Genomic DNA, 23,300 nt, shown 5'->3' with positions numbered 1-23,300 from the left:
GCGGCGGCCGCGGACAGCGGAGGCAAAAAAGGCCCGGCAGAGTGCTCTACCGGGCCTTGGGTCTCTTGGCTGGGTACTTATTCGGATCCGCGCATGGAGACGTAGGCGGAACAGCGCTTCTGCGCGAAATCCAGGTGCTCCAGCATAGCGTCGCGGGCGCCTTCTGCATTGCGGTCGCGGATCATCTCGTAGACCTTCAGGTGGTGGTTGTAGAGCAGCCGCTGGTCCTCTTCGGTGAGGTAGACGGCGCGCCAGACGTCGCGCTGGAACTCCTGCATCGCCTCGAAGATGCTCTGCATCATGTGCGACCAGACCACGTTGTGGGTGGCGCGGGCCACCAGCATGTGGAAGTGGGCGTCGAAGTCCTCCGAGTGCTTGAGATCTTCGAGGTTCTTCTTCATCCCCTCGATCACGGCCTCGAGGCGCCGGATGTCCTCGGGGAGTGCCCTCGTCGCCGCATACCAGGCGGTCCAGGACTCCATCCCCTTGCGCACCTCGATTACGTCAAGGGCGCGGTCGCCGTCGATGCGGATCAGCTCGGTGAGCGGCATGGCGGCAGAGTTCTCGACCAGGGAGCGGACCAGCGTCCCTCCCCCCTGGTAGGTCTCCACCAGCCCCGACGAGGTGAGAATGTTGAGCGCTTCCCGCACCGAGGGACGTGAAACGCCGAACAGCTCGGCCAGTTCGCGCTCGGGGGGGAGCTTTTCGCCCGGGTTGAATTCACCCGCCAAAATCGAACTGCGGATCTGTTCGGCGATCTGAGTCGATACCTTTTTCGGTTTAATCGGCGTAAATTTCATGAGGCACCGATACTACATTAGGGTGGCTAAGGCAACAAAATTTTTGGAGTCTGGCCGAGCCGACCGCGTCAATTTGACGCACACGTAAACCTCTTTTCGGCCTGTCGCTCCGCTCCCGTTCAGGCATTGAGGCTCATCTGCAAGAGCTCGGTCAGATGGATCACCTTGACCGGCGGGTTCGCCTCGGAGAGCGCCTTTTTCAGCTGCAAGAGACAGCCGGGGTTGCTGGTCACCAGGTAGTCGGCACCGGTCTTCTGGACGTTCTGCACCTTGCGCGACAGCACCCGATCCGACATCTCCGGCTTCTCGATGTTGTAGGTACCGGCCGATCCGCAGCAGGCATCCGCCTCGGGGAGCTCGCGGAAGTCGATGCCGGGGATCAGGTTGATCAGGGCGCGGGGCTGGCTGCGGATCCCCTGGCAGTGGGCGATGTGACACGGGTCGTGATAGGTCACCTTGAGCGGCAGGGGCTTCAACTTCTCCTTCAGCGTCCCGGCCTCGGTAGCCAGGATCTCGGAGATGTCCCTGACCTTGGTGCTGAAGGCGGTGGCGGCAGCTTCGCCGTCCAGGTGGTGACCGTACTTCTTCAGTTCCGCTCCGCAGCCGCCGCAGTCGGTGACCACGAAATCGAGCTGTTGTGACTGAAACAGGTCGGTGTTGAAGCGCGCGGCCTCCTTGAGCCCGTCGATGTCGTGTCCCAGCATGTTGGGGGCGCCGCAGCACTTCTGGTCCTTGGGGGTGACCACCTTGTAGCCCAGGCTGGAGAGCAGTTCCACGGTGGCAAGGCTCGCCTCGCTGAAGATGAGGCTCATGACGCAGCCAAGGAAGAAGCCCACCGTCCCTTTCTGTTCGCCGACCGCAGGGGTGACCTCGTTGATGGTCTGGCGCAGCGGGGCCTCGGGGAGCTTGGGCAGCAGCCCCTCCATCCGCTCCAGCGCCGCCGGGAATACCTTCAAAAGACCGAGCGAGCGGACCACCTTCTGCAGGCCGGTGCGCTGGTAGAGCCTCAGCGGCGCCGTGGCCGCCTCCAGGCGATCCGGGTGCGGCACCAGCTTTCTCAGGATCAGGTCCTCCATGGTGGAGAGCCCCTGCTCCTGCTTTCTCTCGCAGCGGAACTCGGCCACCAGCTCGCCGGCATTGACGCCGCAAGGGCAGGCCGAGGCGCAGGCCTGGCAGTCCAGGCAGAGGGAGACGTACTCGAGGAACTTCTCGCTCTCCACCAGCTCGCCTTCCTGGAACTTGCGCACCAGCGCCACGCGTCCGCGCGGCGAGGCAGTCTCCAGGAAGGTTTCCTTATAGGTCGGGCAGTGCGGCAGGCACATGCCGCAGCGCATGCAGTTGATCAGTTTTACGAAATCCATGATGGCCTCTTTTCTCTCTGACTAGTCCGACTGGTCAGACTGGTCAGACCGGTCTGACGTCCGACTAGAAGATTTTCCCCGGGTTGAGGATGCCCCTGGGGTCAAAGGCCCCCTTGATGCCGCGCATCACCTTGAGGCCGGACTCCCCGACCAGCTTGGGCAGATACTTCTTCTTGGCCACACCGACACCGTGCTCGCCGGTGATGGTCCCCCCCATGGCGATGGTCGCCTCGAAGATCTCGCCGAAGGCCTGGTGCGCCCTCTTGATCTCGTCGGGGTTCCTCTCGTCGGTGAGGCAGGTGGGATGCAGGTTGCCGTCGCCGGCGTGTCCGAAGGTGCCGATCAACAGGTCGTACTTCTTGGCGGTGTCCTGGATCAGCTTCACCATCGGCGCGATGCAGCTTCTGGGCACGGTGGCGTCCTCGAGGATGGTGGTGGGACGGACCCGGGCCAGGGCCGAGAGCGCCACGCGGCGGGCGGTGGCGAGCTTCAAAGCCTCCTCCGTGCTGGCCGCGGTCTGGAAGAAGGAGCAGTGATGCCGCTCGCAGATCGACCGGATGCCGGCGGCATCTTCCTCGACCTGCGCGGGGTGCCCGTCCACTTCGATGAGGAGCACGGCGTCGACATCCAGGGGAAGCCCCACGTGGGCGTAGTCCTCGACGCACTTGATGGTGGTGCGGTCCAGGAACTCCAGCGTCGCCGGGATGATGCGCGCCGCGATGATGTGGGAGACGGTGAGCGCCGCCTGCTCGAGCTGCGGGAAATGCACCAGCATGGTCTTCTTGGTCTGCGGCTTGGGGATCAGCTTCACGGTGATCTCCGAGAAGACTCCGAGGGTTCCTTCCGAAGAGACCAGGAGCTGGTTCAGGTTGTAGCCCGCCACGTCCTTGACCACCTTGCCGCCGGTTTTCAAGATCTCGCCGTTGGCGAGGATCGTTTTGAGCCCCATGACGTAGTCGTCGGTGACGCCGTACTTGAGTCCCCTGAGACCGCCGGAGTTCTCGGCGACGTTGCCGCCCATGGTGGAGATGTTCATGCTGCCCGGATCGGGAGGATAGAAGAGCCCCTTGGCCTCCACCTCGCGGTGCAGCGTCGAGGTGATCACGCCGGTTTCGACGGTGGCGGTCAGGTTCTCCTCGTCGATCTCGAGGATCCGGTTCATCCTGCTGGTCTGCAGCACGACGCCGGAATCAAAGGAGATCGAGCCCCCCGAGAGGTTGGTGCCGGAGCCGCGCGGGGTGACCCGCACGCCGGCGCCTTCGCAGAGCGCCATGACCCGGGCTATCTCCTCGGAATTCCCGGGAAGGACGACCACCCCGGGTCGGCTCTGCAGTTCGGGGGTGGAGTCGTAGCCGTAACAGGCAAGCGACTCGGGATCGGAGAGGGTATACTGCGCCCCCACTATCTCGCTGAGGGCTTTGATGAAGCTATCTTCCATGGCGTTAGTTCCTTTCTTTCGTGTGAGGTTGAACCGTTAGCCGCTGTCGCCGCTAGCGCAGAAATAGGGGCAGATAGTACGGAGCCACCAGTGCGGTGAAAACCGCGGCGATGGCCATGGCGACCCCGCCCATGGCGCCGGCGGTCTCGTTTTCCAGAAGCGCCACGGCCGTCCCCTGCCCGTGCGACACGGTGCCCAAGGCAAGTCCGCGCGCAACCGGGCTTTGCACCCGGCACAGGCTAAGCAGGGCAGGTCCGGCGATGGAGCCGATCATCCCGGTGGCGACCACGAAGGCGGCGGTGAGACTCGCCTCCCCTCCGGTCAGCCGGGAGATCTCCACCGCGATCGGTACCGTTACCGACTTGGGCCCCAGTGAGAGGAGCACGCCGCGGTCCAGTTGCAGCAACCGACCCGCCGCGAGCGCCGCGGCCATGGTGGTGAGGGAGCCTGCGGCGACGCCGGAGAGGACCGGAAGCGCGTGTCGCTTGAGCACCTGCCGGTTGTGATAGAGCGGCAGCGCCAGCGCCACGGTAGCCGGCCCGAGCAGAAAGGTCATGAAGTCCTTCGCAGGGCGGTAATCCTCCAGCGTGAGACCGGTCGCCTGCAGCAGGGCGATGAGGGCAACCGTGCTCAGAAAAACCGGATTCAAAAGGGGATTGCGGTAGGTGAGAAAGAGCCAGCGGGTGGCCAGGTAGGCCCCCAGGGTGACCAGCACGAATAGGGCGAAGAGGAGCTGGTTCACGGCTCCCTCCTGCGCTGCAGAAGCTGCACGGTGACTCCGGTCACCGCCGCGCCGGCCATGGCGCTCAACAGCAGGATGGCCAGCAGCGCCACCCCGCTTTGGCGCATCAGGGAACCGAAGGACATGAGCCCGACCGAAATCGGGATGAAGAAAAAGGCAAAGTGCTTCAGGAGAAACCCGCTCGCCGCCTCGATGCAGGCGGGTTTGACCAGGCCGCTCGAGAGCAGGGCGAACATGAGCAGCATCCCCGCCACGTTTCCGGGGAGGGAGAGATGCAGGGCGCCGACCAGGAACACCCCCAGGCGGAACACCAGCCAAAGGAGTACGGTCTGCCAGATTATCTTGAAGAGGTTCTTCGCCATACCATGGGCCCTTCGCGGTTTTCAGGCGATCCTGGCGCCGCGGTGATCGGAAGTGGGGAGTTGCGCGGGTAAGGACCGTAGGGTTCCCGCCGCCGTCGGGGTGCGGGAGATCCCCCGGGAGGTGCTGCCTCCCGGGGAGTGCTGCCGTCTATCAGGGAATCATCCAGGGGAAGACGTAGGCCTGCAGCGCCACGATCACGCCCATGACCGTGGTCAGGAACAGGGCGTGCTTCAGGGTGAAGCGGAACAGGTTGCCTTCCTCGCCGACGAGGCCGGTGGCGGCGCAGGCGACGGCGATGGACTGCGGGGAGATCATCTTGCCCATGACACCGCCGCTGGTGTTGGCGGCGCCGGTCAGGAGCGGGTTCATGCCGAGCTGCTCCGCGGTGACCTTCTGCAGACCGCCGAAGAGGACGTTGCTGGAGGTGTCGGAGCCGGTCAGGAACACGCCCAGCATGCCCAGGAACGGGGAGAGGAACGGGAACATGGCGCCCGCCTTGGTGAAGGAGATGCCCATGCTGGTGGTCATGCCCGAGGCGTTCATGACGAAGGCGAGACCGACCACGGAGGCGACGGTGACCGCGGGCCAGCGCATGTCGTACAGGGTCTTGCCGAGCACCTGGAAGAAGTCGACGATACCTACGCCGCAAATGAGAGCCGAGATGATGGCCGCGATCAGGATGGCGGTACCGGCCGCAGACATGAAGTTGAAGGTGAACTTGGCGGGAACCTTGGCCGGGAGCTGGTCGGTGAGGGCTTTATCCAGAGCCTTGAACTGCGCCTTGTCGACCGCCTTCGCCTCGACCAGTTCTTTCTGGATCTTCTGGATGTCCTTCTGTTTTTTGTCGACCGCGTCGTATGCGGCCAGACGCTCTGCGGTGACCACCGGCTTGCCGGCCGGCAGGCTCTGCTCGACTGCCAGGACCTTGTCCTCGAGCGCCTGCAGTTCGGTCAGGCCGACGGTGAGGGCTGCCTGCTTGGCATCGGCCGGGGAGAGCGACGCCGCCTGCTTGGCAGCTTCGGCTTTCACGACCGCGACCTTCTTGATGCCGTCTTCCGGCTTGGAGACCTTCTTCACGATGGCGTTGTCCAGGCCGGATACGGGGATCACCACCTTGCTCTTGTCCAGGGCGGTCTTGACCGAAGGGATACCCCAGACCAGAACCATGATGGTGAGGACGAGGTAGGGCGCCCAGGCGCGGAACATCTCGGCGCCGGTGTAGTCGTGGCTTTCCTTGCCGGTGAACTCGGGCTCGTGGTCGAAGGTCCAAACGGTTGCCGGCTGCCAGAACTTGAGCAGGATGACCAGGGCGGCCAGGGTCAACAGCGACGCGGTCACGTCGGGGAGGTAGGGACCGAGGTAACTCGCGGTACCCCACTGTGCGAAGGCGAAGGTAACGCCGCAGACGATGATGGCAGGCAGCACCTCGATGGTCTTCTTCCAGCCGGCCATGATCATGATGACGTAGAACGGGATGAAGATGGAGACGAAGGGGAGCTGGCGTCCTACCATGGTGGAGAGCTTCATGAGCCCGGCGTCGTCGTACCCCATGACCCCGGCGAGCGCCACCACCGGGATCCCGATGGCGCCGAAGGCGACCGGAGCGGTGTTGGCGATGAGACAGACACCCGCCGCGTAGAAGGGACGGAAGCCAAGGCCGACCAGCGTGGCACCGGCAATGGCGACCGGCGTGCCAAAGCCCGCAGCCCCTTCGATGAAGGCGCCGAAACAGAAGGCGATCAGCAGGGCCTGCAGACGGCGGTCACCGGTGAGACCGGCCAGCGAGGCGCGGATGATCTCGAACTGCCCTCCCTTGACCGTGATGTTGTACAGGAGGATGGTTGTCACCACGATGTAGAACACCGGGAAGAGGCCGAAGGCGGCGCCATGCAGTGTGGCGAGCCCGGCGAGCTTGGCCGGCATCTGCCATACGAAGATGGCGATGGCGAGGGCGGAGGCGACCGCCAGGGGGCCTGCCTTGTGGGCCTTCATCTTGAACACGGCCAGACAGACGAAGATGACGACGAGGGGGATGGCGGCAACCAGCGCCGACATCGCGAGGCTTCCTGCTACGGGGGTGTAGCTCTGAATCCATGGCATGACTGTAGTTCTCCTTTGGTTCGTGATGCTGGTATGGGCGGCAAAAAATTGGCTATCTCAATTGAAGTGGAATCGGTTCGGCAACGGCCCCTGCTAGCTGACGCCCACGGCATGAAATGCGGAGAACAGGGCAATCAAACCAAGTTATACATTTTGGTAAGGCCAATTAACCACCTTTTCAGAACAGTGTCAAGTTATTTTGCATACGCTATATAAATGGCTTTACTCAGGTCTTTTTTTGAACTAGGATATTTTGGCCTTATGGTAATATCTTTTTTATCATATACCTGGGATCCACTTTACCGAACGAACGTATGACAGAAAAATCGAACAGGTTCCAAGGGATTTAAAACAGCTTTACCCTGATCAAACGGCGACTCTCATGAAGTTGCCCGACGGTGCAGAGGGTAATGCCAAAAGTGATGGAGGAAGAACAGCTATGTACGAGCAATTTAAGGCCAGGGCAGTCGGGGTCGGGGCGGAAGTGCACCGGGTCGGCACCTGTAATGACGCGGTCGAATTCGTCCTCTCATTTTTAAAACAAGAGGGGATTGCCGAAGCTCCCGGCAGCTACGCGGTCTGGGCCAAGGGACCCTTCCTGGAGGCGGTAGGCCAGGAGGCGCTGGCCGGGGTTCCCGGGCTCGGCTTCGAGGTGACCAGGGAGCGCGCGGCGCAGGCCAAGGTCGGCATCAGCGACATGTCCTTCGCGGTGGCCGATACGGGGTCACTGGTGCAGGACCAGGCAGCACCGGACCAACGTCTGGCATCGGCACTGACCGGCATCCACATCGCCCTCGTACCTTCAGGCAACATCGTCGCCGACAAGACCGCCCTCTTCGCCCGGATCAATCCGAAAACCAGCCGCTACATAGCCTTCATCACCGGCCCCAGCCGCACCGCCGATATCGAGCGCGTGCTCACCATCGGCGTGCACGGGCCCGAGCGGCTGATCGTACTGTTCGTTGACGAGTTGGGAGGGGAGCAGAGATGAAACATGAATTCAAGGCAAGCATCAACAGGGCTTTGAACGACGCCAACCTCACCGGCGCGCTGGGCAAGTTCTCGGAAGCGTACAAGGTGAACCGCACCAAGGCCTACGAGGGTATCGATTTCGAGGAACTGCGCGGCCGCATCGCCGAAGCGAAGTCGGCGGCGGCCTGCCACCTGGACGAGGTTGCGGAAACCTTCCGCAAAAACGCCGAGGCACTGGGCGCCAAAGTGTTCCGCACCCGCGATCCCGAGGAAGTGAAACAGTACATCCTCAAGGTGGCACGCGAAAACGGCGTGAAGAACGTGGTCAAATCGAAGTCGATGGCCACCGAGGAGATCCACCTGAACCAGGCCCTGTTGAAAGAAGGGATCGCGGTGGCGGAAACCGACCTCGGAGAATGGATCATCCAACTCGCCGGCCAGACCCCGTCCCACATGGTGATGCCCGCCATCCACATGACCAAGGAGGAGGTCGCCGACATCTTCAGCAAGGAGGTGAACGAGCGGCTGGACACCGACATCCCGCGCCTGGTCAAGGTGGCCAGAAACGAACTGCGCCCGAAGTTCCTGGAAGCCGACCTGGGCATCTCCGGCGGCAACATCGCCGTCGCCGAAACCGGGAGCATCGTCCTGGTGACCAACGAGGGGAACGCGCGCCTGGTGACCACCCTGCCCCGCATTCACGTGGCTCTGGTCGGCGTCGAGAAACTGGTCGAAAAGTTCGAAACGGTGGTACCGATCCTCGACGCGCTCCCCCGGAGCGCCACGGCGCAGCTGCTCACCAGCTACGTCTCCATCATCACGGGCCCCACCCAGAACGATGACGGCTCCGAGAAAGAGCTGCACATCATCCTGATGGATAACCAGCGCACCGAGATGGCCAAGGATCCCAAGTTCAAGCAGGCCCTGCAGTGCATCCGCTGCGGCTCCTGCCTCAACGTCTGTCCCATCTTCCGCCTGGTAGGCGGACACGTCTTCGGCAAGGTCTACACCGGCGGCATCGGCACCATCCTCACCGCCTGGTTCGATGAACTGAAGAAGTCCGAGGAGATCCAGGGGCTTTGCATCCAGTGCGGCAACTGCACCCAGGTCTGCCCGGGCAAGCTGGACATCCCCGAGATGATCATGGAGATCCGCCGCAGGCTCGTACTGGAAAAGGGACAGCCCCTGGTGCAGAAGGCGATCTTCAGCGTGGTCAACAACCGGAAGTTCTTCCACGGCATGCTGCGCGCAGCCTCGGTCGCCGGCAAGCCCTTCACCTCCGGAAAGTTCATCCGTCACCTGCCGCTGTTTCTTTCCGAACTGACCGACGGTCGCAGCCTCCCGGCCATCGCCGAAAAACCGTTCCGCGACCTCTACGCCGGTATCGAGCAGCCCAAGGGGAAGGAGAAGGCGGTCTTTTACGCCGGGTGCCTGATCGATTTCGCCTATCCGGAAACGGGGGTCGCACTGGTGAAACTGCTCAACAAGGCAGGGATCGAGGTGATCTTCCCTGAAGAGCAGACCTGCTGCGGCGCGCCCGCTCTCTACAGCGGCGCCTACGAGGTCGCGGCCCAGAACGCCGCCGACAACATCGAGGCGCTCCTGGAGCAGGACGCCCAGTACGTGGTTTCCGCATGCCCCACCTGTACCGTGGCGCTCGCCCACGACTTCGCCAAGACGCTCGAGGCGGTCGGACGGACCGAGTGGCTGGACAAGGCGCGCAAGCTCGCCGAGAAGACCGTCGATCTCGCCACGCTGGTGAAGCGCCTGGTGGACGAAGGGCGCCTGAGCTTCCAGGAAGGGGCGGACCTCGGCAAGATCACCTACCACGATTCCTGTCACCTCAAGCGGACGCTCAAGGTGTCGGAGCAGCCGCGCGAGCTTTTGCAGCAGGCGGGCTACCAGGTCGAGGAGATGTTCGAGTGCGACATGTGCTGCGGCATGGGGGGCTCCTACTCCATGAAGCTGCCGGAGATTTCCGCGCCGATCCTGAAGAGGAAGCTGAAGAACATCAAGGACACGGGGGCGCCGCTGGTGGCTATGGACTGCCCGGGATGCGTGCTGCAGATCAGCGGCGGGTTCGATCAGGACGAGGCGCCCGTGCGGGTGAAGCACACGGCCGAACTGCTGGCGGAACGACTGAAAGATTGAGGTAACAGAACTACAGAACCGGAAAAGGAAAAGCCGCTCGAAAGAGCGGCTTTTCTCGTTACAGCGGACTACTACCACATCCTTGTTACGCCTTCAATTTGGCAGCCTCCGGTTTGCCAAACAGCGCCTTCACCGCGCCGATGACCAGCATGGCTGCGGGAACCATCTGGCCCGCGACGATGACAGCGGCAAAGCCCATGAAAGCCCAGACAAGGATGCCAGGCTCATCCGCCTGCGCACCGTTAGCGGCAAAAGCCGACGTTGCCGATGCGACTGTTGCGATGATCGAGGTGATAGGTGCTTTCGCTCTCATGACATCCTCCTTTTAGGATCGGTTGTTAGCCTGCTGGCTTCATGAAGAGCATCATCCATGCCAGAGATGGAACCTGCGCGGAGACCAGCACAAGACCCTGATATCACACAGTTTTACCAATCATCCTCCACCATGGCGCAATCAGGAGACGGTGCCGATAGTATGTTTTTTTCATACACCCAGCCCCCCACTTGCAGGCCGCCGCACCTGCCCTCTGAGGCCAACGTACTGAAAATACGACGACTACCTCCCATCGCAGGGGTGTATAACCGCCACATGCGGCCGCTGTTCAACTGGGGACTGGCTCCGCCAGGTGCCTGTCCCCTTGGTGCTTATGGAAGACGGCTGAAGCAGAAAGGAGCGTTCCGCTAGAGGGACAGGCACCTGACGGAGCCTGTCCCTGCTGCTGCGGCCTACTTGGCCTTGGTCATCTCTACCTCGATGTTGATGTGAACCTCGTCACCGACCGCGACACCTCCCGCCTCCAGCATCTTGTTCCAGGTCAGACCGAAGTCCTTCCTGTTGATGGTGGTGCCGGCCGTGGCGCCGCGCCTGAAGGTCCCCATCGGGTCCTTCACCTCAGGCGAGAGTCCCTCTACGTCGAGGACCACCGGTCTGGTAACCCCGTGCAGTGTGAGATTGCCCAACAGTTTGAAGTTGCCTCCGCTCCCCTTGGTTACCCCGGTGGAAACGAAGGTCATGGTTGGAAATTTGACCACGTCAAGGAAGTCCGGACTTTTTAGATGCGCATCACGCTTGGCGACGCCGGTATCGATGGATGCCGTGTCGATGGTCGCGGTGACCGAGGACTTGGCGAGGTCGCTGTCATTGATGTTGACCACACCGGAGACCTTGCCGAACACCCCCTTGACGTTGGATACCATCAAGTGCCGAACCTTGAAACCTATGCTGCTGTGATCGGGGTCTATGTTCCATGTGGCAGCTGAGGCAAGCACAGGCGCTGCAAAAAGAAACGCTGCCGTGAACAAACCGGCTACCCTGGCCGCTGTCAATCTGATCATCGTTATCCTCCTGTGTGTCACTTGGTCAAACCAAACGACGATATGATATCGCGTAGCACCACAATCATACCATTAAGATCCGGTTTGTCGACAAGAAGAATAGCGTCACGGGTGATGGGAACACGGCTGCGGCCGTGCCTGGAATAGAGGGATTTCAGAAGGTTGAAGGGAACTGAGCGGAAACCGGCGAAGAACGCTTGGTCAGGCAGCGGGCGACCTCGTACCGGAAATGGAGGCATCGGGTCGAATCAGGCGTTGGCGCCCCTTCTCTCGACGCCATGGTACCCTTCGCGACGCTGGGTGCGAACAGGATCGACGCCGATGCGGACCCATCCCGACCTGCGCCTGAAACTGGAAATCGTGCCGGACTGGATCAGTTTCTCCAGCATGAAGTCTTTGACGTAGTCGTATTTGTTGTCGTCATAGCTCACTTGAATAAGCATTATGTCCTCCATAGCTCGAGATGCATGCCGCAATCTATTTTTTGCAACGACGCGCTACCTGTTGCTACCGGCTCAAAACTTTAGCACAAGTTACTAAAAAAGTCCAAATCTTAAGACATTAACAACCATTAACTGCCTCCGGCATCCAGGGGCCTGAAACAGTAACAGGGGAAAACCATTTGGCTTTCCCCTGTACCGTATCGACAGCGATAAAACGAACTTTAAGAAAAAGCTGGGACTACTCTCCCAGGTAGGTATAGGACTGCAGCGTCTTGTCCAGCAGTTCCAGGAAGTGGCTGCTCTCCTCGATGGATACCTTCTGCAGCGAGACATCCTTCTCCAGGTTGTTGCGCACCCGCTTCAGAATCTCCTGGGCGTCATACTGCACGTACTTCAGGCTCTCCCAGGTGGCGTCGCCAGTGATGACCGTATCGATCTTGTAGTTGGTCTTCTTGTTGAAGGTGATATGCACCGCGTTGGTATCGCCGAACAGGTTGTGCATGTCCCCCAGGATCTCCTGATAGGCGCCGATCAGGAAGAAGCCGATGTAGTACTGCTCGTCCCCCTTGATCTTGTGCAGCGGCAGCGCTTTGGTCCTGCCGTTTTCGCCCACGAAGCTGGTGATCTCACCGTCGGAGTCGCAGGTGATGTCGGCGATGGAGGCGAGCACGTCCGGTTTCTCGTCCAGGCGCTGGATCGGGACGATCGGGAAAAGCTGATCGATGGCCCAGGAGTCCGGGATGGACTGGAACAGCGAGAAGTTCGCGAAGTAGGTCTGCCTCAGGCTCAGCTGGAAGTTCTGAAGCTCGTCCGGGATCGGCTTCATCTTCTCGACGATGGAGTTGATCTTCCTGATGATCTTCGAGTAGATCCACTCCGCGTTGGCGCGCTCGGCCATGTTCAGGTAGCCCAGGTTGAAGAGGCTCACCGACTCCTGGATCAGCTGGATGGTGTCGTGATAGTCCTCGCGCAGGGAGTGCTTGTCGATGCTCTTGTAGATGTCGACCAGCTTCTTGACCGTCGGGGAAAGCTTCTCCGTCTCGGTCAGGATGAACTCGAAGTCCGGCATGAGCGTCTGGGTGTTGTTGTTCAGGACGTCGGTGATCAGCACCGAGTAGTGCGCGACGGTGGCGCGGCCCGATTCCGAGATGATGTTCGGGCACGGGACGCCGGCGTCGTCACAGATGTTCTTCACCTGGTAGATGACGTCGTTGGCGTACTCTTCCAGCGAATAGTTGACGCTGGAGAAGTAGCTCGACTTGGAGCCGTCGTAGTCGACGCCGAGGCCGCCGCCGATGTCCAGGAACTCGAGGTCCACGCCGAGCTTTCTCATCTCCGCGTAGATACGGGTCCCCTCGATCAGAGCGTTCTTGATCTTGTCGATCTTGGTGATCTGGCTCCCTACGTGGAAGTGGAGCAGCTTCACCGTGTTCAGCATGCCGTTCTCACGCAGCATGTCGATGGCCGCGATGATCTCGGAGATGCGCAGACCGAACTTGGCGTCCTCGCCGCCGGAGGTGGACCACTTGCCGATTCCCTTCGAGGAGAGCTTGACGCGGATACCCAGTTTAGGGGTGATGCCGGTGCGCTTGGCCACCTCGACGATCTTCTCCAGTTCGAACAGCTTCTCCACCACGATGGTGATGTCGTAGCCGACGCGGGTGGCGAAGAGAACGGTCTCGATGAACTCGGTGTCCTTGTAGCCGTTGCAGATGATGGGGAGGTTGCTCCCGGTGACCATGGAGATGGCCGCCACCAGTTCCGGCTTGGAGCCGACCTCGAGGCCGATGTTGTACTTCTTGCCGAAGTTCGCGATAGCCTCGACCACCTGACGCTGCTGGTTCACCTTGATCGGGTAGAAGGTCTGGTACTTGGCCGGATAGTTGTTGTCGTGAATGGCGTTCTTGAACACGCGGCTGATCGAGGCGATACGCCCCTCCAGGATGTTCATGAAGCGCAGGAGGATCGGCGGCTTGATCTTCCTCTTGATCAGGTCGTCTACCAGCACCTTGAGATCGATGGAGTATTTGGAATTGGGGGTCGGGTGCACGCAGACGTTACCCTTCTTGTTGACCGAGAAGAGTTCGGCGCCCCAGTTATCGATGTTGTAGATCTTCGAGGAATCGTTGATGGTCCATTTAGCCATGTTCAGTTCACCATGTTCAGCAAAGTGGGATGTTGACAGTCATCACGACAGACGGTTCTTGAAATCTTCATAGCCGAAGCTGCGCACCACGCGCAATTCCCCGGTCTGCGGCTCGTAGGTACAGATATGCGGCAGTTGAATGCCGTTGAACGTGGTCGTCTTGACCATGGTGTAGTGCGACATATCCAGAAACGCCAGTTTTTCGCCCGGTACAAGTGCGTGGTCGAAGGACCAGTCGCCGATGACGTCGCCGGCAAGACACGACGGCCCACCCAGGCGGTAGTCGTGCCCCTTCTCCCCCGGCAGGTAGCCGTTCTGGATTTCGGGACGGTAGGGCATCTCCAGGATGTCGGGCATGTGGCAGGTGGCCGAGACATCCAGGATGGCGATATCCGCCTCGTTGTGCACCACGTCGAGCACCTCGGAAACCAGGATGCCGGTACCGATGGCGATGGCCTCGCCCGGCTCCAGGTAGACCTCGAGGTCGTACTTTTCGCGGTAGTAACGCACCAACTCCACCAGGGCATCGACATCGTACCCCTCACGGGTGATGTGGTGCCCGCCCCCCAGGTTGAGCCACTTCATCTGCGGCAGATACTGTCCGAACTTCTCCTCGAATACCTTGGAGGTCCGCTCCAGGGGCTCGAAGAGCTGCTCGCACAGGGTGTGGAAGTGGAGCCCTTCCACGCCGGCAAGGGACTTGCCGTCGAACTCGGAGCGCAGGATGCCCAGGCGCGACTTGGGCGCGGCCGGATCATAGATCGGCGTGTGCCCCTCGGAGTGCCCGGGGTTCACGCGCAGACCGATGGAGACACGGCCGGCGTACCGCTCCCACATGGGACGGAAGCGCTCCAACTGGTTGAACGAGTTGAACACCAGGTGATTGGAGGTGGTAAGGAGCTCCGCGACGTCGCTTTCCTTGAAGGCGGCAGAGAAGCTGTGCACCTCTTTGCCAAACTCCTCGCGACCAAGGCGCGCCTCCCACGGCGAACTGGCGCAGATCCCGTGCAGCGTCTGCGCGATGATCGGGAACACGCTCCACATGGAAAACGCCTTCAGCGCCAAAAGGATCTTGGCGCCGCTGCGCTTTTGCACCTCGTCAAGTATGGCCAGATTGTGGCGCAGCCGCCCCAGGTCGACCACGAAGGCCGGCGAGGGAGCAAGCTGCATCATTTCTTCTACATGCAGTTTGGTCACTTACAGTTCCGCCCAGTCGCCGCCGTCGACTACAACGGTGGGAAGGCCCATCGGCCCCAGAGTTTCGATGAATGCTTCCGGATCGAACTGTTCCATGTTGAACACGCCTTCGCCGCGCCACTTGCCGGTCAGCATCATGATGGCGCCCACGACCGCCGGCACGCCGGTGGTGTAGCTGATCGCCTGGCTCTTCACTTCGCGGTAGCACGCCTCGTGATCGCAGATGTTGTAGATGTAGACCTGCTTGCGCTTGCCGTCCTTGATGCCGCGGGCGATGACGCCGATGCAGGTGCGCCCCTTGGTGAGCGGGCCGAGGCTCCCCGGATCCGGCAGCACAGCTTTCAGGAACTGCAGCGGCACGATCTTCTGGCCGTTGAACTCCACCTCGTCGATGCGGGTCATGCCGACGTTCTGCAGCACCTCGAGGTGCTTCAGGTAGTTGTCCGAGAAGGTCATCCAGAACTGCGCCTTCTTGATGGTCGGGATATGCTTCACCAGCGACTCCATCTCCTCATGGTACATGCGGTAGATGTTCATCGGGCCGATGCCGTCCGGGAAGTCGAAGACGCGCTTGGTGGTAAGGGGATCGGTCTCGACCCAGTCGCCGTTCTCCCAGTGACGGCAGGCAGCGGTCACCTCGCGGATATTGATCTCCGGGTTGAAGTTGGTGGCGAAGGGCTGGCCGTGGTTGCCCGCGTTGGCGTCGATGATATCGATCTCGTGCACCTCGTCCAGATACTTCTTGGCGGCGAGGGCGGTGTAGACGTTGGTGACGCCCGGATCGAAGCCGGAGCCGAGGAGAGCCATGAGCCCCTTCTCCTTGAAGCGGTCCTGGTAGGCCCACTGCCAGCTGTATTCAAATTTCGCGGTGTCGAGGGGCTCGTAGTTGGCGGTATCCAGGTAGTCCACACCGGTGGCCAGGCAGGCATCCATGATGGTCAGGTCCTGGTACGGCAGCGCCACGTTGATGACGAGCTTGGGCTGCTCGCGCTTGATCAGCTCGATCAGTTCCGGCACGTTGTCGGCGTCCACTTGAGCAGTGGCGACGGGAAACTCTATCTGGTCCGCAATGGCGCGGCACTTGGATTCGGTACGGGAAGCGAGGGTAATGCCGGTGATCACGCCGGTTGCCTGAGCACACTTATGGGTAACAACCCCACCTACGCCGCCTGCACCGATAATCAATACTTTGCTCATTTGACTTGCTCTCCTCTTTTCAATAGTAAAACGTTGGGGGTGTCACGACCCAGAGCAGCTTTGCAGCGCTCTTTCCTACATTTTTGACTGCATGTTTGCGGTCCGAAGAGAAATAGAAGCACTCCCCCTTGTCGACCGTATAGAGTTTGTCGTCCAGCCGTAACTGCACCTTGCCGGAGATGACGAAGCCGAACTCCTCGCCCTCGTGGATGGGCTGTTCGTCCATCTCCCCGCCGGGATCGAGCGTCACCAGCACGGGATCCATCTCCCGGTTCTGTGCCCCCGGCACCAGGAGCTCCACCTTGACGCTGTCGCCGTCGTCCGTCGCCTGTACCCGGGCATCTTTTCCGAACACGATGTCCTGGTCGACCTCCTCGCTGAAGAACTCCTGCATGCTGATGCCGAACACGTCCACGATATCCTTCAACGTCGCGATCGACGGCGACGTGGCGTCGTTCTCCAGCTGCGAAATGAAGCCCTTGGTCAGATCGGCGCGGCTGGCCAGCTCCTCTTGAGTCAGCGAATTGGCCATCCTGAGCCTCTTCAACCTCTCACCGATTTTCAAGTGTCCTCCCCGGTTTAGTAACAGTAAACCTTTTGTATTTTGGCAATGTATTGCGTTGCCGGATTTTTGTCAACAAAAAGTTTAGTAATGGTATACTTCCTGTTTAACATTTAACTTTCATTAATCTTGGCGGTTTTGGCAAGTGGCTAATCTGGCACCGGTTTACACGACAGTGCATCCCGATATGCCGTATACGGATGACGCCGCCGGGAGGTTCACCAGAAGGTTCACACCGCAGCCGGCGCCGGCTGCTGAAACACCGTCAACGTATACCGGTTCACGCTAACTAGCTGTTGAGCCGTGACTTTTTTTGTGTTACTACTCACTAGGGGACTGGCTCCACAGGTGCCTGTCCCCCTTTCACACTCAAGCACCAGGGGACTGGCTCCGCAGGTGCCTGTCCCCTTTACACTGCAGACAAAAGGAAACAGCATGAACCTTTTAGATGGCAAGAAGTGCGCTGACAGCCTGATCGCCGGCATCGCCAAGCAGGTCGCGCGCCACGTCGACGCGGGGCTCAGAAAACCGCACATGACCGTGATCCTGGTCGGCAACCACGCCCCCAGCGAGTCCTACGTCAAATCGAAGATCACCACCTGCGCGCTCTCGGGCTTCGACAGCAACCTGATCCGCCTCCCCGAAACCGTTTCCGAAAAGGAGCTCCTGGCCCTGATCGCCGAGATCAACGAGGACAACTCCACCGACGGCGTTATCGTCCAGCTCCCGCTCCCCAAGCAGATCAACGCCCAGCGCGTCATCAACGCTATCTCCCCTGAGAAAGACATCGACGGCTTCCACCCCACCAACTTCGGGCGCATGGCCCTGGGGCAGAAGGCGTTCCGCCCCGCGACCGCCTACGGCATCTGCAAGCTGCTGCAGTTCTACCAGGTGCCGGTTGCCGGCAAGCACTGCGTCGTCATCGGGCGCTCCAACATCGTGGGCAAACCGATCTCCATCATGCTCTCCAACGACTTCGACATCGGCAACGCAACGGTCACCCTCACCCACATCGAGACTCCGCGCGAACTGCTGCTCGACGAGACCCGCCGCGCCGACATCGTCATCGTGGCCGTCGGCATTCCGGGCTTTGTCACACCCGACATGGTGAAAGAGGGCGTGACCCTGATTGACGTGGGCATCAACCGACTGGAGAACGGCAAGCTGGTCGGTGATGTCGCTTTCGACGCGGTCGCTCCCAAGTGCGAGTGGATCACCCCCGTTCCCGGCGGCGTAGGGCGCATGACCGTGGCCGCGCTCATGATCAACACGCTCGCCGCCTACCAGAACAACTTCGAACTCGCATAAGAGGCAGAACCCGTTCAACGTTCAACGTTCAATGTTCAACTTCTACCTGCCGCTCCCCCTTTCGCGAACATCCATCTGGGAATTTCGTAGAATCTGCGGTGTCGAGCGGCAGGCAAGACAGTCGAACTGGAGTTCCCCCCTTTGCGAAGGGGGGACAGGGGGGATTTGCCTCTCCCTAACCTAAAGCAAATCCCCCTAAATCCCCCTTCGCAAAGGGGGATTTAGGCCCAACAAAAAGGGTCCCGGCATTTCCGCCGGGACCCTTTTTCTGTAACAGCACGTGTTTTTTATCCTGCCGTCATCCCTTTTATCCCTGTTAATCGCCTCAGAAAATGAATTGCGAGATGGTGTAGGCGACAACGGTGGAGACGCCGACACCGATCAAGCCCGGAATCATGAAGCTGTGGTTCAGGAGGTACTTGCCGATCCTGGTGGTGCCGGTGCGGTCCATGTTGATGGCGGCCAGGTCGCTCGGGTAGAAGGCGAAGAAGAAGTAGGCGTAGCTTGCCGGCATGAGGCCCAGAAGCAGCGGGATGGGCAGCCCCAGGGCCAGCCCCAGCGGCAGGGTAATGGCAAGGGTCGCAGCCTGGCTCTTCACGAAGGCGGAGATGCAGAAGGTGGCGATGGCGAAGGTCCAGGGGGCCATCTTGACCATGATGCCGATGTTGTCGACCAGGTACTTCTTATTGGCGCTGATGAAGGTATCGCTCATCCAGGCGATGCCGAAGATGGAGACGACGGCGATCATGCCGGCGATGAAGACGCTCGAGTGGGCGATGTCTTTGGCCTTGACCTTGGCGGCGAAGAGGATGAAGGCGCCGTAGGCGAGCATGATGAACTGCACCACGGTAGTCATCGGGATCGGCTTCTTGTCAGCGGCCAGCGGGAGCAGCCACGGGCAGCTTGCCATGAGGATGATGGTGCCGACGCCGGCGAAGAAAAGCGCAACGGAAACCTTGGCGACGGTGGAGATCTTCTTGTCGAGGGTGGTCACATCGGCATCGAGCCCCTTGCGGAATTCGGGATCCTGCAGGCGGGCCTGGAATTCGGCGTCCTTGTCGAGGTCGAGACCGCGGTTGAAGCTCCAGGCCGCGGCGGCGAGCACGCCGATGATCCCGGCAGGCATGGTGACGGAGATGATGTCGATCAGGGTCACCGGATGGCCGGCCTTCGCGGCGAAGCCAAGGAAGAAGGTGACCGCGGCTGCCACCGGGCTTGCGGTGATCCCCATCTGGGACGCGACACTGGAAATGGCCATGGGGCGCTCCGGACGGATCTTGGTCTTGATGGCGACGTCGGAGATGACCGGCAGCAGCGCGTAGACCGCGTGGCCGGTTCCGCAGCAGACGGTCAGGAAGAAGGTACAGAGCGGGGCCAGTATGGTCACGTATTTAGGATGTGCCCGCAGCAGTTTTTCGGTCAACTGCACCAGGTAGTCGAGGCCACCCGCCACCTGGAGGGTTGCCGAAGCCGTGACCACCGCGAGGATGATCAGCATGACGGCGATGGGCGGCTCCGAAGGGACACTGCGGAAACCGAGCACCAGCACCGAAACGCCGAGGCCACCGATAAGCCCGAGCGCCACGCCGCCTTTGCGGATACCTATCAGCACCGCGCCGAGTACGAGTATGAATTGGATCCAGAACATCGCTGCCATGACAACCTCCTATGTTGCTCTTGGTTAGCTTGAGCGAGGCCGTCATGGCCTCGCGTTCGTTATTTAACCGTGGTAGAGCAGGCTTGATGCCAAGATCCACTTCTATCGTAAACACCTGAAACTACTGCATATATTTCCTCCATCCCGGCAACGGGCAATAAAAAATGCCATAACCTGAGGCTATGGCATTGCACATGAAGAGCAGAAAAAATATACAAAATCAACCACTTACCGAAGAGTATAACGCGTGGTTATCATTATAACCGAAGGTTATGCCTCTTCATGAGACGCATAAACCACCTCCCCCAGGAGGGGCGAGGCGGAGGGGGGAAGCCTTCAGGAGTGCATCATCTTGAGCCGCTTGCTGAGGGCCGGCTGGGAGATCCCCAGGAGCCTCGCGGCCAGGGTCTGGTTGCCGTTGGCGCGGGCCAGCGCCTCCTGGACCAGGAAAGCGGCGGCATCGCTGAAGGTAGGGAGCTCGTCGAAACCGCTGAAGGGATTCTCTTTCGGGGGAGCCGCAGAGGAGGGCCCCGCCTCGGCTTGCGCGGACTCGACCGCTTTCACGAAGCTGTCCATGGAGAGCATCCGGTCGCGGTGCACGCTGACCGCGTCGAACACCATCGCCTTCAGCTCCCTCACGTTGCCCGGAAAGCTGTAGGTGGAGAGAAACTGTGCCAGCCCCTTGGGGGGCGTCGGCTTCTTCTTCCCGAGCGCCTCGGCGGCCTCCGCCAGGAAGTGATCCAAGAGAAGTGGTATGTCGCCGCGCCGTTCCCTGAGCGCCGGGATCTGCACCCGGTGCGTGCGCAGCCGGTAGTACAGGTCGCGTCTGAATTTTCCTTCCCCTTCCTTCGCCGAAAGGTTCTGATGCGTCGCCACGATGATGCGCGCCTTGAGACGCTTGGGCAGATCGCACCCGAGCGGATAGTACTCGCGTTCCTGCAGTAGCCGCAGCAGTTTCACCTGGGACGGGATGCTGAGGTCGCCGATCTCGTCCAGAAAGAGGGTCCCGTCGCTCGCTTCCTCCACCATGCCGCGCCGGGCCTGGTCGGCGCCGGTATAGGCGCCGCGCACGTGGCCGAACAGGGTGTCGGCGAAGACGGTATCGTCCAATCCCGCCACGTTCACCGTGACCAGCTTGCCGCGGCAACCGCTCAGCCGGTGCACGGCCTGGGCGATCAGCTCTTTCCCTACCCCGCTCTCGCCGGTGATAAGGAGCGGCTGCGGACTCTTGGCCACCGCCTCGATGTAGGCGAAGACGTCGAGCATGGAGCGGTCCCCGGTGACGATGGCGGAGAACGCCTCCGGGTGCGACAGCTCGCGCGAAATCAGGCGGCTCGACACCTCTTGGAACTCGCTTCTCATCTCCACCATCCGGATCGCCCGCAACACGCTCCCGACGATGCGCTCCTCCTCGTCGGTCTTGACGCAATAGTCGAAGGCGCCCAGGCGCATGCAGCGCACCGCCGTCTCCAGCTGGTTCAGGCCGCTCAGGATGATCACGGCGGTGTCCGGGTAACGCTCCGCGATCTGCGCCAGCACCTCCTCGCCGGAGAGATGCGGCATGGTGAGATCGAGCATGACCAGACCGATCCGCTTTTCCTCCAGTATCGAGAGCACCTGGCGGCTGTCGCTGCAGGTGGTGATGTTGTTGATCCCCCCGGCTGTTTCCAGGGTGAGGGTCAGGGAACCGAGCCAGTCGGGTTCGTCATCGACCAACAGGACGCCGAAATCGGGGTAGAGGGTCTCGGTCACGCGTCAACCTCCTTGTGATAGGCGGGCAGGGTCAGGGTGACCGTGGTGCCACTGCCGTCGGATTGAAACTCCAGGGTGCCGCCGTGCTCCTTGACGATGCCGGCTGAGACGGAGAGCCCGAGCCCGGTCCCTCCCTGGTCCTGCTTGGTGGTGAAAAATGGATCAGTCAGGCGCGACAGGTGCTCTGCAGCGATACCGGTTCCCTCGTCGCGAAGCCTGACCACCACGGTGTCGCGGAAGGCGTCATGCCAGGTGACCAGCTCGATGCCCCGCTCCGGGTCGGGAAGCGCCTGGCAGGCGTTCAGGATCAGGTTGACCAGCACCTGTTCGAGCCGCTGCCGGTTGCCGCGCACGCGGGGTAGCCCCTTGCGGTAACCGACGCTGAAGTTGCGGGTCGCTTTGCGGATGGTCGGCTCCACCAGCCTGACCGCCGCCTGGGCCGCGGTGTTGAGGTCGATGACCTCATTGCCCCCGGTGGTGTCCTGACGGGCGAAATCCTTCAGGTCGTCCACGATCCTCTTGATGCGCTTGCCGGCGTCCTGGATCTTCGCCAGTGATTTGGGCACTTCCTGGCGCATGCGCGAGTAAGGGAGTCCGCCGCAGGTGAAGTCGCCGTTTTCCTCGTAGTAGCGCTCCAGGATCTTGGTGGCGTCGCTGTGGAAGCGCTTCAGGATCGGGGCCTCAAGGAGGATGATGCCGGTGGGGTTGTTGATTTCGTGCGCCACGCCGGAAACGAGCACCCCGAGGGCAGCCATCTTGTCAGCCTGTACCAGCTGCTGCTGGTTCAGCCGCAGTTCCTCCTCGACCTGGCGCCGTTCCGCGATCTCCCGGGTCAGGTCCGCCGTTCTAAGGGCCACCTGCCGATGCAGCGTCCGCGACCAGAGGGCGAAGCCACTCAAAAGAAGGAACAGCGGCACGACCACCACCGCGGCGTACTTCACGATGGTCCACCAGTCGATCGGCGTGGTATCAACCACTCCCAGCCACTTGTTGTGGATCGCGTCGTACTGCCCGGTCTTCTTGAGGATGGCGAGCCCCTCGTTGAAGCGCGACAGGAGCACCGCGTTCCCCTTGTCGACGGCGTAGCAGTAGCGGTGGCTGGCCACGTTGCGCACCACCGGCACCAGGTTGGTGAGTTTCAGTTCCCGGATCATGTACATGCCGGGGACGATGGCCACCACGGCGTACTCGATCTTGCCCGAGGCGACCAGGCGCAGGGCGTCGGCGGGGGTGTCGGTTAAGGTGAGTTTCCCCCCCAGTCCCTGCCTGATCAGGTAGTCGTGCATGATGCCGCCCCGATGGACGGCGACACTCTTGCCCTTTAGTTCCTCCAGGGAGTTGACCGACGGGTTGTCCTTACGGCCGAAGATGGCGTGGTTCACCACGGCGTGCGGCACAGAGAAGTCGACCTCGTCGGAGCGCTCCGTTGAGTAGGACATCCCCTGCAGCACGTCGACGCGCCCGGACTGGAGGGCGTCCCGCATCTCGGCCCAGCTCCCCAGACGGAACTCCACCTTCATCCCCATGACCTCGGCAATGGCCCGGGTCAGGTCGACGTTGTACCCCGCGGGCTGGCCGGAGCGGTCGATGAACTCATAGGGGGGATAGTCCCGGTCGCCACCGACCACGACGGTGCGGGTCTGTGCGGCTGCAACATCAGCGGCAGCCAGGAGCGTGGAGGGAGCGGCGAGAAAACAGAGGACGACGAGGGCGAGGAGCAGGCTTCCCCTCCCCTGCCATGGAGCGAGGAGGAGTCGCGCTGGTCCGGTGTGCATG

General features: G+C 61.3%; 19 protein-coding genes. 3 read left to right on the top strand and 16 right to left on the bottom strand.

The window, feature by feature from the left end:
• Positions 1 to 77 precede the first annotated feature (77 nt).
• The 6 genes from KP004_RS06215 to KP004_RS06190 all read right to left on the bottom strand — a co-directional run bounded on the left by KP004_RS06215 (position 78) and on the right by KP004_RS06190 (position 6,804).
• Positions 78 to 800, bottom strand: a complete 723-nt coding sequence (locus KP004_RS06215) for a FadR/GntR family transcriptional regulator (protein ID WP_216801493.1) — start codon at positions 798 to 800, stop codon at positions 78 to 80.
• Positions 801 to 919: 119 nt separating this feature from the next.
• Positions 920 to 2,161, bottom strand: coding sequence for a (Fe-S)-binding protein (locus KP004_RS06210; RefSeq protein ID WP_216801492.1), 1,242 nt, complete (start codon positions 2,159 to 2,161; stop codon positions 920 to 922).
• A gap of 64 nt (positions 2,162 to 2,225) precedes the next feature.
• Positions 2,226 to 3,599 (bottom strand): FAD-binding oxidoreductase, encoded by a 1,374-nt coding sequence (locus KP004_RS06205; RefSeq protein ID WP_216801491.1) that lies wholly within the window; start codon positions 3,597 to 3,599, stop codon positions 2,226 to 2,228.
• 52 nt (positions 3,600 to 3,651) lie between these two features.
• Positions 3,652 to 4,341, bottom strand: a complete 690-nt coding sequence (locus KP004_RS06200; protein ID WP_216801490.1) for an LrgB family protein — start codon at positions 4,339 to 4,341, stop codon at positions 3,652 to 3,654.
• Positions 4,338 to 4,703: a CidA/LrgA family protein gene (locus KP004_RS06195; protein ID WP_216801489.1), complete on the bottom strand. Its 366-nt coding sequence runs from the start codon at positions 4,701 to 4,703 to the stop codon at positions 4,338 to 4,340. The genes KP004_RS06200 and KP004_RS06195 overlap by 4 nt, the downstream gene beginning before the upstream one ends.
• A 151-nt stretch (positions 4,704 to 4,854) precedes the next feature.
• On the bottom strand, positions 4,855 to 6,804 hold the full coding sequence (locus KP004_RS06190) for an L-lactate permease (RefSeq protein ID WP_216801488.1): 1,950 nt from the start codon (positions 6,802 to 6,804) through the stop codon (positions 4,855 to 4,857).
• A gap of 439 nt (positions 6,805 to 7,243) precedes the next feature.
• On the opposite strand from KP004_RS06190, the gene KP004_RS06185 reads away from it, so the two are divergent.
• Positions 7,244 to 7,795: a LutC/YkgG family protein gene (locus KP004_RS06185; protein WP_216801487.1), complete on the top strand. Its 552-nt coding sequence runs from the start codon at positions 7,244 to 7,246 to the stop codon at positions 7,793 to 7,795.
• Entirely contained in the window at positions 7,792 to 9,927 is a 2,136-nt protein-coding gene (gene ldhH, locus KP004_RS06180; RefSeq protein ID WP_216801486.1) for an L-lactate dehydrogenase (quinone) large subunit LdhH, read from the top strand. Before KP004_RS06185 ends, ldhH begins: the two co-directional genes overlap by 4 nt.
• An 85-nt stretch (positions 9,928 to 10,012) precedes the next feature.
• Here the strand turns inward: ldhH and KP004_RS06175 are convergent, their stop codons facing one another.
• The 7 genes from KP004_RS06175 to KP004_RS06145 all read right to left on the bottom strand — a co-directional run bounded on the left by KP004_RS06175 (position 10,013) and on the right by KP004_RS06145 (position 16,810).
• Positions 10,013 to 10,240 (bottom strand): hypothetical protein, encoded by a 228-nt coding sequence (locus KP004_RS06175; protein WP_199390537.1) that lies wholly within the window; start codon positions 10,238 to 10,240, stop codon positions 10,013 to 10,015.
• A 413-nt stretch (positions 10,241 to 10,653) separates the two neighbouring features.
• Positions 10,654 to 11,262: a YceI family protein gene (locus tag KP004_RS06170; RefSeq protein WP_216801485.1), complete on the bottom strand. Its 609-nt coding sequence runs from the start codon at positions 11,260 to 11,262 to the stop codon at positions 10,654 to 10,656.
• Positions 11,263 to 11,510: 248 nt separating this feature from the next.
• Entirely contained in the window at positions 11,511 to 11,705 is a 195-nt protein-coding gene (locus KP004_RS06165) for a GSU3473 family protein (protein WP_216801484.1), read from the bottom strand.
• 238 nt (positions 11,706 to 11,943) lie between these two features.
• The gene (gene speA / locus KP004_RS06160) at positions 11,944 to 13,851 is read right to left on the bottom strand and encodes a biosynthetic arginine decarboxylase (protein ID WP_199390540.1); all 1,908 of its coding nucleotides are present in this window, start codon (positions 13,849 to 13,851) and stop codon (positions 11,944 to 11,946) included.
• 42 nt (positions 13,852 to 13,893) lie between these two features.
• Positions 13,894 to 15,024, bottom strand: coding sequence for a carboxynorspermidine decarboxylase (gene nspC, locus KP004_RS06155; protein WP_302467685.1), 1,131 nt, complete (start codon positions 15,022 to 15,024; stop codon positions 13,894 to 13,896).
• Between the two features lie 24 nt (positions 15,025 to 15,048).
• A complete protein-coding gene (locus KP004_RS06150; protein WP_216801482.1) occupies positions 15,049 to 16,245 on the bottom strand; it encodes a saccharopine dehydrogenase family protein in 1,197 nt (398 codons plus the stop codon).
• A 19-nt stretch (positions 16,246 to 16,264) separates the two neighbouring features.
• On the bottom strand, positions 16,265 to 16,810 hold the full coding sequence (locus tag KP004_RS06145; protein ID WP_216801481.1) for a helix-turn-helix domain-containing protein: 546 nt from the start codon (positions 16,808 to 16,810) through the stop codon (positions 16,265 to 16,267).
• 432 nt (positions 16,811 to 17,242) lie between these two features.
• Between KP004_RS06145 and KP004_RS06140 the strand changes: the two genes are divergently transcribed.
• Positions 17,243 to 18,115 carry a bifunctional 5,10-methylenetetrahydrofolate dehydrogenase/5,10-methenyltetrahydrofolate cyclohydrolase gene (locus tag KP004_RS06140; RefSeq protein ID WP_216801480.1) on the top strand — a complete coding sequence of 291 codons (873 nt, stop codon included), beginning with the start codon at positions 17,243 to 17,245 and terminating at the stop codon, positions 18,113 to 18,115.
• A 325-nt stretch (positions 18,116 to 18,440) separates the two neighbouring features.
• Here KP004_RS06140 and KP004_RS06135 read toward each other — a convergent pair whose 3' ends face one another.
• The 3 genes from KP004_RS06135 to KP004_RS06125 form a co-directional block, all read right to left on the bottom strand.
• The gene (locus KP004_RS06135) at positions 18,441 to 19,772 is read right to left on the bottom strand and encodes an anaerobic C4-dicarboxylate transporter (protein ID WP_216801479.1); all 1,332 of its coding nucleotides are present in this window, start codon (positions 19,770 to 19,772) and stop codon (positions 18,441 to 18,443) included.
• Between the two features lie 336 nt (positions 19,773 to 20,108).
• The gene (locus KP004_RS06130; RefSeq protein WP_216801478.1) at positions 20,109 to 21,524 is read right to left on the bottom strand and encodes a sigma-54-dependent transcriptional regulator; all 1,416 of its coding nucleotides are present in this window, start codon (positions 21,522 to 21,524) and stop codon (positions 20,109 to 20,111) included.
• Positions 21,521 to 23,299: a transporter substrate-binding domain-containing protein gene (locus tag KP004_RS06125; RefSeq protein WP_216801477.1), complete on the bottom strand. Its 1,779-nt coding sequence runs from the start codon at positions 23,297 to 23,299 to the stop codon at positions 21,521 to 21,523. The genes KP004_RS06130 and KP004_RS06125 overlap by 4 nt, the downstream gene beginning before the upstream one ends.
• Between the last annotated feature and the right edge of the window lies 1 nt (position 23,300).

The sequence above is a fragment of the Geomonas oryzisoli genome (assembly GCF_018986915.1).
Lineage (GTDB): Bacteria > Desulfobacterota > Desulfuromonadia > Geobacterales > Geobacteraceae > Geomonas > Geomonas oryzisoli.
The sequence above is the reverse complement of the archived record's forward strand: the minus strand, read 5'-3'. Positions and strand labels throughout refer to the sequence as shown.

Bases quoted from the DNA above. Each gene is read 5' to 3' on its own strand.
- KP004_RS06215 (WP_216801493.1), bottom strand. From the start codon at position 800: ATGAAATTTACGCCGATTAAACCGAAAAAGGTATCGACTCAGATCGCC.
- KP004_RS06170 (WP_216801485.1), bottom strand. From the start codon at position 11,262: ATGATCAGATTGACAGCGGCCAGGGTAGCCGGTTTGTTCACGGCAGCG.
- KP004_RS06150 (WP_216801482.1), bottom strand. From the start codon at position 16,245: ATGAGCAAAGTATTGATTATCGGTGCAGGCGGCGTAGGTGGGGTTGTT.
- KP004_RS06205 (WP_216801491.1), bottom strand. From the start codon at position 3,599: ATGGAAGATAGCTTCATCAAAGCCCTCAGCGAGATAGTGGGGGCGCAG.
- nspC (WP_302467685.1), bottom strand. From the start codon at position 15,024: ATGATGCAGCTTGCTCCCTCGCCGGCCTTCGTGGTCGACCTGGGGCGG.
- KP004_RS06195 (WP_216801489.1), bottom strand. From the start codon at position 4,703: ATGGCGAAGAACCTCTTCAAGATAATCTGGCAGACCGTACTCCTTTGG.
- KP004_RS06210 (WP_216801492.1), bottom strand. From the start codon at position 2,161: ATGGATTTCGTAAAACTGATCAACTGCATGCGCTGCGGCATGTGCCTG.
- KP004_RS06175 (WP_199390537.1), bottom strand. From the start codon at position 10,240: ATGAGAGCGAAAGCACCTATCACCTCGATCATCGCAACAGTCGCATCG.
- KP004_RS06125 (WP_216801477.1), bottom strand. From the start codon at position 23,299: ATGCACACCGGACCAGCGCGACTCCTCCTCGCTCCATGGCAGGGGAGG.
- KP004_RS06185 (WP_216801487.1), top strand. From the start codon at position 7,244: ATGTACGAGCAATTTAAGGCCAGGGCAGTCGGGGTCGGGGCGGAAGTG.
- KP004_RS06190 (WP_216801488.1), bottom strand. From the start codon at position 6,804: ATGCCATGGATTCAGAGCTACACCCCCGTAGCAGGAAGCCTCGCGATG.
- KP004_RS06135 (WP_216801479.1), bottom strand. From the start codon at position 19,772: ATGGCAGCGATGTTCTGGATCCAATTCATACTCGTACTCGGCGCGGTG.
- ldhH (WP_216801486.1), top strand. From the start codon at position 7,792: ATGAAACATGAATTCAAGGCAAGCATCAACAGGGCTTTGAACGACGCC.
- KP004_RS06165 (WP_216801484.1), bottom strand. From the start codon at position 11,705: ATGCTTATTCAAGTGAGCTATGACGACAACAAATACGACTACGTCAAA.
- KP004_RS06140 (WP_216801480.1), top strand. From the start codon at position 17,243: ATGAACCTTTTAGATGGCAAGAAGTGCGCTGACAGCCTGATCGCCGGC.
- speA (WP_199390540.1), bottom strand. From the start codon at position 13,851: ATGGCTAAATGGACCATCAACGATTCCTCGAAGATCTACAACATCGAT.